This window comes from Aliarcobacter skirrowii CCUG 10374, from assembly GCF_003544835.1.
In the GTDB taxonomy this organism is placed as follows: domain Bacteria; phylum Campylobacterota; class Campylobacteria; order Campylobacterales; family Arcobacteraceae; genus Aliarcobacter; species Aliarcobacter skirrowii.
Genome location: NZ_CP032099.1, coordinates 11,900 through 26,544, shown reverse-complemented (window position 1 = coordinate 26,544; position 14,645 = coordinate 11,900). Strand labels below are relative to the sequence as shown.

Genomic DNA, 14,645 nt, shown 5'->3' with positions numbered 1-14,645 from the left:
CTATGAAAAAAATTTTATTAATTTTTTCTCTTTTTATTGGTTTTACTTTAGCTAATACTATAAATGGAATAGCTGTATTAGTAAATGAAGATCCAATAACTATATATGATATAAAAGAGGATATGAAAAAAAGAGGAGTTGATGAAAATAGCTCTGTCTCTTATTTAATAGATAAAACTCTTTTTGAGCAACTTGTAAAACAAAACAATATAAGTGCTGATATATTTGATATTAATGAACAGATTGAAAACCTTGCAAATTCAAATGGAATGGATGTTTATAGTTTTAAATCAATTATTAAACAAAAATATCCAAACTATAATGATTTTGAAAATGAAGTAAAAGATAGTGTTATTAGACAAAAACTAATCAAAAAACTTGTTCGTGGGCAACTTGCTATTGCTACAATTGATGATGTAAAGTTATATTATGAAAAAAATATTTCACAATATCAAACTTCAAAATATTTTTATGTGACTCAATATAGCTCTTCAAATAAAGAGGATTTAATTGAAAAAATTTCAACACCAATGAAGGTTATACCATCTGTAACAGTAAGTGAACTAAAAATTGATAGTAAAGATATTAATGCACAACTACAATATGTTTTAACTACTACTAAAAATAGATCTTTTACTCCAATATTTACATTGAATAATCAATATATATCTTTATATATAAAGAATAGAGAAGGAAATGAGGCTATAAATTTTGATATTGTAAAAGATAGAATTTTTAATGAAATTATGGAACAAAGAGAAAAAGTGTTTTTAGAACAACATTTTGAAAAACAGAAATTAACAGCAGATATTAAAGTAATAAGATAAGGAGTAAATTAGATGTCAAATAATATGTTTGAAATAGTTATAGGATTAGAAGTTCACGTACAATTAAATACAAAAACAAAACTTTTTTGTTCATGTGCAACAAGTTTTGGAGAAGAGGCAAATAGTAATACTTGTCCAACTTGTCTAGCACTTCCAGGAGGACTTCCTGTATTAAATAAAGAGGCTGTTCATAAGGCTATTATGCTTGGAACTGCTCTTAAATCAAAGATAAACAAAGTCTCAATTTTTGATAGAAAAAACTATTTTTATCCAGATTTACCAACTGGTTATCAAATATCACAATTAAGCATCCCAGTTGTTGGGCTTGGTGAATTAACTATTGATTTTGCTGATGGAAGAAGTAAAACTATTGGAGTTACAAGAGCTCATTTAGAAAATGATGCTGGAAAAAATATCCATAGTGGTAATCACTCACAAGTTGATTTAAATCGTGCAGGAACACCTTTGCTTGAAATTGTTAGTGAGCCTGATATGAGAAGTGCTGAGGAAGCTATTTTATATCTTAAAAAACTTCACTCAATTGTAAGATATTTAGGAATTAGTGATGCAAATATGCAAGAAGGAAGTTTTAGATGTGATGTTAACGTATCTATAAGACCAAAAGGGGATACTAAATTTTACACAAGATGTGAAATTAAAAATATGAACTCATTTAGATTTATTGAAAAAGCAATTGCATATGAGGTAAATAGACAAATAGAGGCTTGGGAAGATGGAGAGTATGAGGAAAAAATTGTTCAAGAGACAAGACTTTTTGACACAGCTACAGGAGAGACAAGATCTATGAGAGGAAAAGAGGATGCTGCTGATTATAGATATTTCCCAGATCCAGATCTGCTTCCTTTAATTATTAGTGATGAGATGATTAAAGAGTACTCTAAAATTCCAGAACTTCCAGATGAGAAAAAAGAGAGATTTGTAAAAGAGTATGGACTAAAAGAGTATGATGCGTCTGTTATAACTTCATCTTTAGAGATGGCAAACTATTTTGATGAGATGATGAGTGAAGGAATTAGTGCTAAAAATGCTACAACTTGGCTTACTGTTGAACTTCAAGGAAGATTAAAAGAGGGGATTACTATTGAGCAATCACCAATTGATGCAAAAACACTAGCTACAATTGTAAAAAGAATAGAAGATAGTACAATCTCTGGAAAAGCCGCTAAAGAGGTTTTAGATTATTTAATTGAGAATAGTTCAAAAAATGTTGATGAAACAATTGAGAAGTTAGGTTTAAAGCAAGTAAGTGATGATGGAGCAATATTAACTATTATTGATGAAATTTTAGCTTCAAATGCAGATAAAGTAGCAGAGTACAAAGCTGGAAAAGAGAAGATGTTTGCATTTTTTGTAGGTCAAACTATGAAAGCATCTAAAGGGAGTGCAAATCCTCAAAAAGTAAATGAACTAATTAAAGAGAGATTATCAAAATAATGCAAAAAGGTAAGATTGCAGTTATAGGTGCTGGAAAATGGGGACAAGCTCTTCATTTTGCACTAAGTGCTAAACAAGATTGTTATATTACTTCAAGAACAAAAAGAGAGATTAAAAACTTTGTTGATTTAGAGTTTGCACTATCTTGTGAATATTTAGTAATTGCAATCCCAGCTCAAGAGATAAGAGCTTGGTTAGAAAACAACTTTGTTTTTAATAATCAAAAAATATTAGTTGCGAGTAAAGGAATAGAGGCTTCAAGTGGAGATTTTTTAAATGAAATCTATGAATCTTTTGTTCCAGATAAAAATATTGGATTTATCTCAGGACCATCCTTTGCTGCTGAGGTTATACAAGCTCTTCCTTGTGCCCTTGTAATAAACTCAAAATCAAAAAAACTATATAGACAATTTAGCCCTTTTTTCCCAAATTTTATAAAAACTTACTATAGCTCTGATGTAATAGGAGCTGAAATTGCAGGAGCTTATAAAAATGTTCTTGCAATTGCAAGTGGAATTTGTGAAGGTTTAAATCTTGGAAAAAATGCTCAAGCATCTTTAATTGCAAGAGGTTTAGTAGAGATGCAAAGATTTGGAAAATATTTTGGAGCAAAAAACTCATCATTTTTAGGTCTTAGTGGTGCTGGAGATCTATTTTTAACAGCAAATTCAACTATGAGTAGAAACTTTAGAGTAGGTTTAGGCTTAGCAAAAAATAAAGAGCTAAAAGATATCTTAGAAGAATTAGGGGAGGTTGCAGAGGGTGTTAAAACAGCTTATGCTATTGATAAACTTGCCAATAAACATAATATTTATACACCAATAGCAAAAGAGATAAAACTAATTTTAGATGGTAAAAAACCTCAAGATAGCCTAAAGGATTTATTAAAAAACTAAAGGAGTTAAAATGAAAGCTTTTGTAGTAGAAAAAGATGAAAATGGAAACATCTCTTCAAGTGTAAAAGAGATAGAAAAACCAATATGTGGTGAAAATGAAGTTATTATAAAAGCTACATATTCATCTTTAAATTATAAAGATGCTCTTAGTTCAATTGGGCACCCTGGAGTTACAAAAAAATTTCCTCATATTACTGGAGTAGATGTTGCTGGAATAATAGTTGAAACTAAATCTTTAAAATTTAAAGTAGGGGATAGAGTATTAGTAACTGGTTATGATTTTGGAATGAATAGTAATGGTGGACATAGTCAATATGTAAAAGTACCATCAAACTGGGTAGCAAAAACTTCTGATAAATTAAGTGATAAAGATATAATGATTTATGGTACAGCAGGATTAACTGCAGCACTAAGTATCAATGAGATTACAAATCATATTAAAAATTTTAAAGGTAGCCATATTTTAGTTACAGGTGCCACAGGTGGAGTTGGTTCTTTAGCGGTTACTATTTTAAATAATTTAGGATTTTATGTCACGGCAGTTACAGGAAAAGAGAGTAGCATTGAATTTCTAAAAGATATTGGAGCAAAAGAGGTTATTTTAAGAAATGATTTCCTAAAAGATAGTCAAAAAGCTCTTTTACCTACAAAATATAGTGCTGTAATTGATACAACTGGCGGAGAAATTTTATCAACAGCTTTAAAACAGACAAACTATGATGGAGTTGTTACTTGTTGTGGACTTACATCATCAAGCGATTTACATACAAATGTATTCCCTTTTATTTTAAGAGGTGTTAGATTAATTGGGATTGATAGTGTTGAGTGTAGTTTAGATAAAAAACAAGATGCTTGGGAAAAATTGGCATCAATATATAAAGTTGGTAATTTAAATTTAATTACTAAAGAGATAAAACTAAATGATATAAAGGATGCCTATTCAAATATTCTAAATTCAAAAGCTGTTGGAAGATATTTAGTAAAGATAGATTAATCTATTTTTACTAATTTTCTGAAATCTCTTCATCTAAAAGCTTTTGGCTATAGCTTGTCTCTCTTCCTGTTTTTAGAATTTTTGCTTGTTCTACCCATTGATTTGATCTAATATATCCTGGAAGTTGTAAAAAACTCTCAACCCAATCACAGTTTTTACTTGTCCAAGTAGCAATCTGATCATATTGATAAATACCCAAATCATAAAGCCTCTTTTCTAAATCTTCATTAATACCTTTAATTTTAATAAAACTATCTTTTTTTGTTGAAGCACTAAGAACCATTGGTTTTGCATCAAGAGAGGCATTTTTGTTAAAAATTGGATTTATTTTAACTCTTTTTTCTTCTATTTCTTGTGTACTTGAAGAGTTAGATATAGGTTTAAATCTCTCTTTTTGTCCCCTTGAAATGAAATATCCAATTAAAATTCCTATTAACAAAACAAGAAATGGTTTTGAAACTATATATTCATAAACTTCTATCATAAAATATCCCCTGTGTTTATTTTAATAAATTGGTAATATTCTATATTATTTTAAATTAAAATGGTATTTAAATCTTTAATTAAACTCTAAAGTATCAATATCTACAAAAAAAGTATCACTTTCAAACTCATTTTCTAAAATTTGAACTAATCTTGCGTATCTTTTATATTTAACTGCACCTTCAAAAATTATATTATTATTCTTTACTACTATTTTTGAACCATTTTCCATATACTCTTTTAAGAAATCTATTATCTTATAAACTCTATTTGCAGTTTCAAAATCTATTTTTCTACTTTTATCAATAGTAATATTTTCATCTAAATTTATTTTAAGAGCCGTTTTAAACTCTTCTAAAACGGCATTTGTACTAAATGTTCCACTCAGTACAAGAATATTATTTTGTTTTAAAATTGTATAGTCAGAATAGAGATATTTTTTTCCAAAAAAAATATTACTAAAATCATCTACATCACTGATTTTAAACTCATTTTTATCACTGAAAAACTCTTTATAATCAAAACTATAAATAGCTATAAAGTTTAATAAAATTGTAAATATAACCAATAAATATATTTTTCTAAAATTTGACATATTTAATTAAAAATCATCAAAATCAATGCTTCCTTTTGAATAGTTTACAACATTTCCTTCAAAGAAATTTGTTCTTTGATCATTAAATGAAGCATAACCATCAACCCAAGGAATAGGGTGTTTTACACTGTATTCTGCTTTATATCCAACAGCTTCAAGTCTTCTATCTGCTAAATATTGAATATATTGTGTGATTATTGCATCTGTAAAACCTAAAATTTGCCCCTGAGTAATATATGCTCCCCAAGAAGATTCAAGTTCAACAGCTTTTCTAAACATTGCTCTTACTTTTTGCTCTAGCTCAGTTGTAAATAGATCAGGTCTTTCCTTTCTTACACTATTTATCATATTTTGAAATAGTAATAGATGAGTAACTTCATCTCTTTGAATAAATCTAATCATTTGTGAACTTCCAAGCATCTTACCACTTTTTCCAAGTGCATAAATAGCTGCAAAACCTGCATAAAAATATAAACCTTCAAGAATTTGATTAGCAAATAGTGCTAAAAGAAGTTTTTCATCTGTTAATTCACCTTGAGATAAGTTTTTATAAACTTCTGCAATATAAGTATTTTTCTCTTTTAATTTTGCATCTGTTTTCCACATATCATAGATTAAATCTGTGTTATCAGAGATTGATTCAACCATAACAGCATAAGATTTACTATGATTTGCCTCTTCATAAGATTGTCTAGATAAACAAGCATTTATCTCAGGTGCTGTTATATATGGATTTATATTATCCATTAGGTTATTTGTTTGTAAACTATCCATAAAAATAAGTTGGCTTAAAACCAAATCGTACATTCTTTTTTCAGCTGGTGTTAGATACTTATAATCTTTTGCATCTTGTGTCATTTGAACTTCTCTAGGAAACCAAGTATTAGCTTCCATAGTATCCCAAAGATTTAATGCCCATTGATATTTCATTTTAGTGAAGTTAATCATTCCATCACTATTTCCACCAAAAACTCTTCTTTCGTTTAACGATTCTTTTGAATTTGGGTTATATATAATTTTTCTTTCCATCTATTTTCCTTTAAAAAAATGTAAATGGTGTCTTTATTGACAACCAGCGCACTCCATACTTCTATCTTCTACATCATTTTTTGCTTCAGGACTTTGACTTCTTAAATAATAAGTTGATTTAAGACCTAGTTTCCAAGCTAAAGTATAAATTTCATGCAGATATTTTCCACTTGCTTTATCTAAACTCATAAAAATATTTGTACTTTGTCCTTGGTCAATCCATTTTTGTCTAATTGCTGCTGCTTTTATAACTTGAAGTTGATCAATCTCAAATGCAGGTGTATAATACTCCCAAGTTTCAGGACTTAATTTTGGCACAACTACTGGAATTAATCCACTTAAGTTCTCTTCAAACCATTTTCTTTTATAAACAGGTTCTATTGCTTGAGTTGTCCCAACTAAAATTGAGATAGATGATGTTGGAGCAATAGCCATTAGGTAACCATTTCTCATACCATCTTTTTTCACTTTTTCTCTCAAAGATTCCCAATCACAAGAGCTATCAAATAAATCTTTCTCAACTAAAGCATTTACAGCTTGAGGAGTATGGTCTTGAGGCATAACCCCTTTGCTCCAATTTGAACCTTCAAATAAACTATATGACCCTTTTTCAAGAGCTAAATTTGAACTTGATTCTATTGCATTGTATGAAATAGCTTCCATAATTTCATCAATTTTTTTGAAATGCTCAACGCTTCCCCAAGATATTTTATGACTTGCTAACATTTCAGCTTCACCCATAACTCCAAGACCTATTGCTCTTGTTTTTAAGTTTGTTGCTTTTACTTTTCTAAGTGGATAAAAATTTAAATCTATTACATTATCAAGCATTCTAATAGCTATTGGAACAACTCTTTTTATATCTTCAAAACTATTGATTCTTGATAGATTTACACTTGCTAAATTACAAACAGCAGTATCTCCATCTATTTTCTCTTTTTCAACTATAAAGATTTTTTTACCATTTATACTATCAAGTGCAGTTACTTTATTTGCTTTTTTTGAAATTCCACTATCTAGTTTTAAAACATCATTCTCCTCAAAAGTTTCAATAGTTCCATCTTCAAACTCTACTTTAATTAAGTAGTGATTTGGATTTGTATTTTGGAATATCTCAGTACATAAATTTGAACTTCTAATAATTCCACTATTTTGATTTGGATTAACTCTATTTGCAGTATCTTTAAAACATAAAAATGGGCTTCCACTTTCAAAATATGAAGTTAACACTTTTTTCCATAAATCTTTTGCTTTTATTCTATTTTTTGTAACTTTGTCACTATTTTCATAAGCTATATATTTGGCAGTAAACTCATCACCAAAGCACTCACTTAAATCTTTTACTTCAGCTGGATCAAATAAAGTCCAATAAGAGTCCTCTAAAACTCTTTGCATAAATAGATCGCTAATCCAAAGAGCTGGGAAAAGATCATGAGCTCTTCGTCTCTCTTCTCCACTATTTTTCTTTAAATCAATAAAATCAATAATATCCATATGCCAAGTCTCAAGATAAACAGCAATTGCACCTTTTCTTGTACCTAATTGATCAACAGCAATTGCAATATCATTTGTGATTTTCAAAAATGGAACAGTTCCACCAGCTGCACTTTTATGACCATCAATAGCTCCACCTAAACTTCTTATTTGGTTCCAATCCCAACCAATTCCACCACCATATTTAGATAATAGTGCCATCTCTTTGTAGCCATCAAAGATACCTTCAATATTATCAGGACTTGAACCAATATAGCAAGAGCTTAATTGATGTCTATTTGTTCTAGCATTGCTTAAAGTTGGAGTTGCAAGCATAACTTCAAATTTAGAGATAACATCATAAAACTCTTTTGCTTTTTCCTGTTTATTATCTTCATTTTGAGCTAAGAACATAGCAATTGCCATAAACATTTGTTGAGGAAGTTCTATTGGTTCACCTTTAGAGTTTTTAATCAAATATCTATCATATAGAGTTTTAATTCCTAAATAGTTAAATAAAAAGTCTCTACTTGGGTCAATATATGAGTTTAAATCATCTAAATCATAACCACTTGCTAAATTTGGTATTAATCTTCCAGCCTCAATTCCAAAGCTAATGTACTCTTTTAAGTCTCTATATGCTTCGCCTTTTACTCCACAAGTTGCAATCCCAACCCTATGGTATAAATCGTATAAAAATAGTCTAGCAGCAACAAAAGTCCAGTTTGGAACATCAATATCAATCTTCTCAACAGCCGTTTTAATTAAAGCATCTTGAATATCACTTGAGTTCATTCCATCAACAAATTTTATATGAGAATCAAGCTCTAACTCACTTTGACTAACACCATCAAGTCCAGCTGTTGCTTCAATAGTCATTTTTTGTATTTTTGTAATATCCAAAACCTCTTTTCGACCATTTCTTTTTTGAATCATTATTGCCATTTAAAATCCCCTATTAGTTAAAAACTCTGCTGAAAATTTTCTCTACATTTTTTGTATAGTAGTCAAAATTAAAACACTCTCTTATCTTATCTTCACTTAAAGATTTTCTTAACTCTTCATCTGCTAAAAGATATTGAAGATATAAAGACTCACCTTTTTCATTTGTAGTTGGTTTTCCTTTTTGAATCTCTTGCCAAACTTTCATTGCGTTTCTTTGAACTATTTTATATGCATCTTCTCTACTAACTCCTTGAAGTGGAAGCTCTAGTAAAACTCTTTGAGAAAATACAAGTCCACCTGTTAAATTTAGATTTTTCATCATATTTTCAGGCATAACTGTAAGATTTGCAATAACGCTATTCATTCTATGAAGCATAAAGTCTGTTGTAATAAATGCATCTGGTAACCAGAATCTCTCTGTTGAAGAGTGAGAGATATCTCTTTCGTGCCATAAAGCAACATTTTCTAAAGCAGGTGTTACATAAGCTCTAATTATTCTTGCAAGTCCAGTTATATTTTCAGTTAAAATAGGGTTTCTTTTGTGTGGCATAGCAGAACTTCCCTTTTGTCCAGCTGCAAAATACTCCTCAGCTTCATAAACTTCAGTTCTTTGAAGATGTCTAACTTGTACTGCAAATTTTTCAACACTAGAAGCTAGAAGTGCTAAAGTTGTAGCAAGTCTTGCATATCTATCTCTATGAATAACTTGATTAGAACAAGGTTCAGGTTTAAGACCAAGCTCAGCCATTGCATACTCTTCAAGCTCTAAAGGTGCATGAGCAAAATTTCCCATAGCTCCAGAAATTTGACCAACTGCAATAACCTCCATAGTCTCTTCAAGATTTTTTAGATGTCTTTTAACTTCATCATACCAAACAGCTAATGTAAGTCCAAAAGTTATTGGCTCTCCATGAATACCGTGGCTTCTTCCAACCATTAGAGTATATTTATGTTCCATAGCTCTTTTTTTAATTGATTCAAGTAGCATTTTTACATCATCAATAATAATTTGTAAAGAGTCTCTCATTTGTAAAGCAACACCTGTATCAACGGCATCTGAAGATGTCATTCCATAATGAAACCATCTTGACTCTTCTCCTAAACTCTCACTTACACTTGTATTAAATGCTATTAAATCATGTTTAGTAATAGCCTCTATCTCTTCAATTCTCTCTACTGAAAATTTTGCATTTTTTACTATTTTTTCACAATCACTATCTGGTATAAGACCTAATTTATTCCAAGCTTTTACAGCTGCTTTTTCTACTTCCAACCAAGCTGCATATCTTGCTTCTTGTGTCCATTTTGAGCTCATCTCTTTTCTTGCGTATCTTTCTACCATAAATTACCCTTCTAATCGTATTTCTATCTTTTTTATTATAAAATTGCTTTAAAATTGAATTTGAACTATACCTAACTAGAGCAAAATATAAGATAAAATCTAAGGAATAAATTTGGCATTTACACTAAAGAAATATGAAGCGATAAAAGATAAAAAAATTCAAGCATTTCTAGTTCACAACCTCGGTATAGAAGGCAAAGTAGCACAAAGACTTGTATCAAAAGGAAGAGTTTTTGATGAAAATAATAATAATATAAACACAGGCGAAATAATACCAACAAATCATATCTTTATAGCACTTTTTGAAGGCAATTCCAAAGGATTAAAACCTTTATTAGAATTTCAAGATTTTGCAATTTTTGATAAACCAACTCATCTTATGGTACACCCAATTTCTAAAAACACTCCTTACTCTTTACTTGATGAAATAAGATATCACTTTGGAGAAAATGCAAATTTAATTCATAGAATTGATGCTGAAACAAGTGGTTTAGTAATAGTTGGGAAAAATAAAAAGAGTGAAATTGAGCTAAAAGATATGTTTCAAGAAAAAAAATATCATAAATCTTATTTAGCAATTGTAAATGGTGAGATAAAAAAAGAGATAAAAATTGATAAAGCTATTGATAAAGAAGGTTTATTAATAGGTGTCAGAATGAAGGTTTGCTCTGAAAATGAGAATGGAAAAGAATCAACTACAATCATAAAACCAATAAAATATAATAAAGAAAAAGATTTGACACTCATTGAAGCAATTCCACTAACAGGAAGGCAACATCAAATAAGAGTCCATCTTCACTCAATTGGACATACAATTTTAGGAGATCCTATTTATGGTGTTGATGATGAGAATGCTGAAAATTACTTAAATAAAACTCTAAGCAAAGAGGATAGATTTAAAATTACAGGTTCAAGCAGACTTTGGCTTCATGCAAATCATCTTGAATTCCCATATAAAGGTGTAACTTACAAAATCTACTCAAAAAATCAAGAGATTTTAGAGCAGATAAAATAAAATTTAGCAAATATCTTTTGGCTCAAATTTTTTTGCCATAAAAAGTAAAATAGCTCCACCAATTACAATAATAGCTGTTAAATATAAAGCATAATCATAGTTTCCATATTTTTCAATAAAATATACACTATAAAGTGGAGCTATTACTTGACCAACTCCATAAGATGTTGTTAAAGCTCCCATTAAAACAACTGGATTTCCTTTTGATAACTGCCCACCTAAATTCATAAACAGTGCAACAAGTCCTATGAAAGTGCCTCCATATAAAACTCCACTTAATAAATTTAGATATATATCACTTGTAAAAGCTGGAATTAAAATTCCAACAGCTTGAAGTAAAAGTGCAATTATTATTATGTTTGAGCTTCCAAATTTATGTGCCAATAACATCCAAATAATACAAGATGGAATTCCAGCAACTCCTACAAGTGTCCAAGTAAGACTTCCATAACCTTCAAGTCCAGAAAGGTTGTTTATAATGTCTGGTAAAAATGTAGCTTGAACTACAAATCCAACACCTTCTGCAAAATATGCCATAATTAAAACTATTACAAATGGTGTAAAAATTGTAAAATCAAATTTCTGTTTTACTTGATTTTGTTTTACCTCTTTGTCAAATGATAGAATATAAACACTATAAAATGACAAAACTATTGCAAAAATAGCTAAAACAAACCATGAATCTCTCCAGCTATAATCTAAACTCAAAACAAATCTTGCAATTAAATCTGTAGTTAAAATAGAAAATCCAATTCCACTAAAGTGAATTCCCATAGCTTTTGTTTTACTTTTTATTGTAAGTTTTTGCATAACAATTGCAGTTCCAACTATTAAACACATAGCTCCAGCAAACCCTGCTAATACTCTTGATACCATCCAAACTGTATCGTTTGTGCTATAAACTAAAACAAAAGTTGTAAGAATTGCCAAAACAACACCAAACCTATACAAATAAACCTTTACATTTATATCTTTTATAAAGATTGAAAATAGTGATCCACTTAAATATCCAGCAAAATTTAAAGAGGCCAAAATTCCAACAAATTTAATAGTTAAATAATCATCGAGCATAGGAGGAATTAATCCTGTAAATGCAAATCTTGCAACACCAATACCAATAATTATAGAGAAAATTCCAGCAATTAAAATTGAGATATTATTATTTCTATCAAAAAGCTTCAACATATTTTGCCTCAAAAACCAAATTTTTGTTATGATATCACTAAAAGTTATTTTATGTCAAATAATTTATAATGATATGTGATATAAGGAGAGATGATATGGATCTAAATTTATTAAAAGTTTTTGTAACTGTTGCAAATAAAAAGAGTATTTCACTAGCAGCAAATGAGCTAAAATGTGCCCAATCAAATGTAACTTCAAGAATAAAACAGCTAGAAAAGAATTTAAAAGTTGAACTTTTTTTTAGAGTTCCAAAAGGTGTAATTTTGACAAAAGAGGGCGAAAAACTATACCCTCAAGCTCTTGAGTTAATACATAAAATGCAAAATTGTATCGATTCTATTTCTAATAACAATATTGAAACTGGAACTTTAAAAATTGGTTCAACAGATTGTAATGCAGCTGTTAGAATTTCGCCATTTTTATTAAAACTTCATAAAGATTTTCCAAATTTACATCTTGAGCTATTTACTGGAACAACAAAAGATATATATGAATTAATTCTTGATTATAGAGTTGATATAGCATTTATAAGTGGTGAACCTACAAATGATTCTTTAGTAGTTTTAAAAAAATTTGAAGAGGAAATTGCAATTCTTGAACCTCAAAAAGATGATGTTCCAAATGTAACTTTAACATTTAAAGAGGGTTGTGTTTATGATGAATTTTTAAAAAGCTATTACCAACAAAAAAATATTTTTGTACAAAAGAGTCTTCCATTTGGAAATTTAGAAACAATTTTATCTTGCATAAAAGTTGGTATGGGTAAATCATTGCTACCAATAAGTATAGTAAAAAAAATGGGATATGATAAAGATATAAAAATTACTGTTTTACCAAAAGAAGAGGCTTATATACCAACATGTTTAGTTTGTAGAGTTGATAATATTCCAAAAATTAGTGATTATTTAAGAAAGATGAGTTTAGATGATTAATAAGTGATGAGTATAGTGTTTTAGTTAAACTTTTCTGTAAGTTTTATACTCATCAATTATAAATCATTTTAAAGCGAAAATTATAGCAAAAATTTATTTCATTTAGATTTATTTTAAAAACTTATTTAAAAATTTAATCAAAATGTAACAATAAGTAAGAAAATCATAAGATTAATCCTACCATTATTGTTAAAACTCCAAGAGTTGTTAATAAAACAAAACTAGATATTGCTTTTCTCTTTGCAAACCAAAATGTATATACAGCCTTTAAAATATTATTACTTCCAGTTGCAATAATAATAGCTGAAGCTACAGAAGATATATCAATATTATAATTTCCTGCTAATAGTGATAGAATAAATGGATCAATATCTGTAAATCCAATAATCATAGATAAGATATTTAAACCTGTTGTCCCATAAGAATCAACTACAAAACTTGTAATAATCATAGTAACTATAAATAAAAAAGCAAAAATAAAAGCAGTTCCCAATTCTAATGGATTTGAATCTGTTAGTTCAATATTTGCTAAACCATTTGATGCTTTTTTATAATATACAAAAGTTATAACTATACAAATTAATGAAAATATTAGAAATGGATAAACCAATATTTTGAAAACTTCCATATTAAATAGTGCAGCTATTACTGTAATTCTTAAATACATCATTAAAGTTGCAGAAATTATAGAAGCTGTAAACATATCGCTATTTTCTAAAGATTGAGATTTTTTTGATAAAACAACTGTTGTTGCAGTTGAAGAGTAAAGACCTCCTAAAATTCCAGTTAAAAGTATCCCTTTTGAAGGAAAAATATATTTTTGAAGAAGATAACTAAAGTATGATATTGAAGATATTACAACAACTGTAAGCCAAATTTTATATAAAGATATTCCTAGATATGGAATTGTTTTATCTTGAGGAAGAAGTGGTAAAACAACAGCTGTTAGAAGTATAATTTTACTTAAAGTTTCAAGCTCATAGATATTTATATTTATCTTAAATTTTAAGAATTTATTTTTAGCATTTAATAAAAATATTGTAACAACAAATATTAAAGAGCTTAACCAAAAAGGAAAAAGATTTATTAAGGGGGCAAAACTATATACAATAATTGCAACTAAATATAATAAAATACTGCTCTTTTTGTCTTCTAAAAGTTTATAAAAAAGTAAAGAGTAAAGTAGTGTAAAAGATAAAAATCCAGCTAAGTATAGAGTAAAATTATCTGGTTCAAGTTTATATAAAATAAATCCTATAATTCCCAAAAATGTATATGTTCTTATTGTTCCTAAAAATATTTTTGAATCATTTTCATGAAATTTGGACAAATATGCTCTAACTTCTAAACCTATTAAAAAACTAAAAACTACTGTAGCTAAGAAATATAGCAATAGCTCATTTATTTGCATATAATCATCCCCTTTTAAAAAATTTTATAATAATATCATAATTGAAGAGTTTATAAAAAATCA

General features: G+C 28.6%; 13 protein-coding genes. 6 read left to right on the top strand and 7 right to left on the bottom strand.

The features are described from left to right. Nucleotides 1–2: 2 nt before the first annotated feature. The 4 genes from ASKIR_RS00130 to ASKIR_RS00115 are packed head-to-tail and all read left to right on the top strand — an operon-like array spanning nucleotide 3 to nucleotide 4,172. Nucleotides 3–827: a peptidylprolyl isomerase gene (locus ASKIR_RS00130; protein WP_066160659.1), complete on the top strand. Its 825-nt coding sequence runs from the start codon at nucleotides 3–5 to the stop codon at nucleotides 825–827. Nucleotides 828–851: 24 nt separating this feature from the next. Beyond that, on the top strand, nucleotides 852–2,282 hold the full coding sequence (gatB, locus tag ASKIR_RS00125; protein ID WP_066352309.1) for an Asp-tRNA(Asn)/Glu-tRNA(Gln) amidotransferase subunit GatB: 1,431 nt from the start codon (nucleotides 852–854) through the stop codon (nucleotides 2,280–2,282). Next, a complete protein-coding gene (locus ASKIR_RS00120) occupies nucleotides 2,282–3,178 on the top strand; it encodes an NAD(P)H-dependent glycerol-3-phosphate dehydrogenase (RefSeq protein WP_066352134.1) in 897 nt (298 codons plus the stop codon). Before gatB ends, ASKIR_RS00120 begins: the two co-directional genes overlap by 1 nt. Nucleotides 3,179–3,188: 10 nt before the next feature. Further along, nucleotides 3,189–4,172, top strand: a complete 984-nt coding sequence (locus tag ASKIR_RS00115; RefSeq protein WP_066352136.1) for a YhdH/YhfP family quinone oxidoreductase — start codon at nucleotides 3,189–3,191, stop codon at nucleotides 4,170–4,172. A 10-nt stretch (nucleotides 4,173–4,182) separates the two neighbouring features. Here the strand turns inward: ASKIR_RS00115 and ASKIR_RS00110 are convergent, their stop codons facing one another. From ASKIR_RS00110 to purB, 5 genes are all read right to left on the bottom strand, one after another. Further along, entirely contained in the window at nucleotides 4,183–4,656 is a 474-nt protein-coding gene (locus tag ASKIR_RS00110; RefSeq protein WP_115588052.1) for a hypothetical protein, read from the bottom strand. A 75-nt stretch (nucleotides 4,657–4,731) separates the two neighbouring features. Continuing rightward, nucleotides 4,732–5,250, bottom strand: a complete 519-nt coding sequence (locus tag ASKIR_RS00105; RefSeq protein WP_066352141.1) for a hypothetical protein — start codon at nucleotides 5,248–5,250, stop codon at nucleotides 4,732–4,734. A 6-nt stretch (nucleotides 5,251–5,256) separates the two neighbouring features. Next, a complete protein-coding gene (locus tag ASKIR_RS00100) occupies nucleotides 5,257–6,279 on the bottom strand; it encodes a ribonucleotide-diphosphate reductase subunit beta (protein ID WP_066352144.1) in 1,023 nt (340 codons plus the stop codon). Between the two features lie 33 nt (nucleotides 6,280–6,312). Beyond that, nucleotides 6,313–8,697, bottom strand: a complete 2,385-nt coding sequence (locus ASKIR_RS00095; protein ID WP_066352148.1) for a ribonucleoside-diphosphate reductase subunit alpha — start codon at nucleotides 8,695–8,697, stop codon at nucleotides 6,313–6,315. 13 nt (nucleotides 8,698–8,710) lie between these two features. After that, entirely contained in the window at nucleotides 8,711–10,039 is a 1,329-nt protein-coding gene (gene purB / locus ASKIR_RS00090; protein ID WP_066160636.1) for an adenylosuccinate lyase, read from the bottom strand. Between the two features lie 112 nt (nucleotides 10,040–10,151). On the opposite strand from purB, the gene ASKIR_RS00085 reads away from it, so the two are divergent. Continuing rightward, entirely contained in the window at nucleotides 10,152–11,054 is a 903-nt protein-coding gene (locus tag ASKIR_RS00085) for an RluA family pseudouridine synthase (protein ID WP_066352149.1), read from the top strand. 3 nt (nucleotides 11,055–11,057) lie between these two features. On the opposite strand, the gene ASKIR_RS00080 is transcribed toward ASKIR_RS00085, so the two are convergent. Continuing rightward, nucleotides 11,058–12,239: a YbfB/YjiJ family MFS transporter gene (locus tag ASKIR_RS00080; RefSeq protein WP_066160630.1), complete on the bottom strand. Its 1,182-nt coding sequence runs from the start codon at nucleotides 12,237–12,239 to the stop codon at nucleotides 11,058–11,060. Between the two features lie 95 nt (nucleotides 12,240–12,334). Here ASKIR_RS00080 and ASKIR_RS00075 point away from each other — a divergent pair, with 95 nt between their 5' ends. After that, nucleotides 12,335–13,171: a LysR family transcriptional regulator gene (locus ASKIR_RS00075; RefSeq protein WP_115588053.1), complete on the top strand. Its 837-nt coding sequence runs from the start codon at nucleotides 12,335–12,337 to the stop codon at nucleotides 13,169–13,171. A gap of 163 nt (nucleotides 13,172–13,334) precedes the next feature. Here the strand turns inward: ASKIR_RS00075 and ASKIR_RS00070 are convergent, their stop codons facing one another. After that, nucleotides 13,335–14,582, bottom strand: a complete 1,248-nt coding sequence (locus ASKIR_RS00070; protein WP_066352153.1) for an MgtC/SapB family protein — start codon at nucleotides 14,580–14,582, stop codon at nucleotides 13,335–13,337. Between the last annotated feature and the right edge of the window lie 63 nt (nucleotides 14,583–14,645).

Coding starts and splice junctions, on each gene's coding strand:
- ASKIR_RS00130 (WP_066160659.1), top strand. CDS start 3: ATGAAAAAAATTTTATTAATTTTTTCTCTTTTTATTGGTTTTACTTTA.
- gatB (WP_066352309.1), top strand. CDS start 852: ATGTTTGAAATAGTTATAGGATTAGAAGTTCACGTACAATTAAATACA.
- ASKIR_RS00120 (WP_066352134.1), top strand. CDS start 2,282: ATGCAAAAAGGTAAGATTGCAGTTATAGGTGCTGGAAAATGGGGACAA.
- ASKIR_RS00115 (WP_066352136.1), top strand. CDS start 3,189: ATGAAAGCTTTTGTAGTAGAAAAAGATGAAAATGGAAACATCTCTTCA.
- ASKIR_RS00110 (WP_115588052.1), bottom strand. CDS start 4,656: ATGATAGAAGTTTATGAATATATAGTTTCAAAACCATTTCTTGTTTTG.
- ASKIR_RS00105 (WP_066352141.1), bottom strand. CDS start 5,250: ATGTCAAATTTTAGAAAAATATATTTATTGGTTATATTTACAATTTTA.
- ASKIR_RS00100 (WP_066352144.1), bottom strand. CDS start 6,279: ATGGAAAGAAAAATTATATATAACCCAAATTCAAAAGAATCGTTAAAC.
- ASKIR_RS00095 (WP_066352148.1), bottom strand. CDS start 8,697: ATGGCAATAATGATTCAAAAAAGAAATGGTCGAAAAGAGGTTTTGGAT.
- purB (WP_066160636.1), bottom strand. CDS start 10,039: ATGGTAGAAAGATACGCAAGAAAAGAGATGAGCTCAAAATGGACACAA.
- ASKIR_RS00080 (WP_066160630.1), bottom strand. CDS start 12,239: ATGTTGAAGCTTTTTGATAGAAATAATAATATCTCAATTTTAATTGCT.
- ASKIR_RS00075 (WP_115588053.1), top strand. CDS start 12,335: ATGGATCTAAATTTATTAAAAGTTTTTGTAACTGTTGCAAATAAAAAG.
- ASKIR_RS00070 (WP_066352153.1), bottom strand. CDS start 14,582: ATGCAAATAAATGAGCTATTGCTATATTTCTTAGCTACAGTAGTTTTT.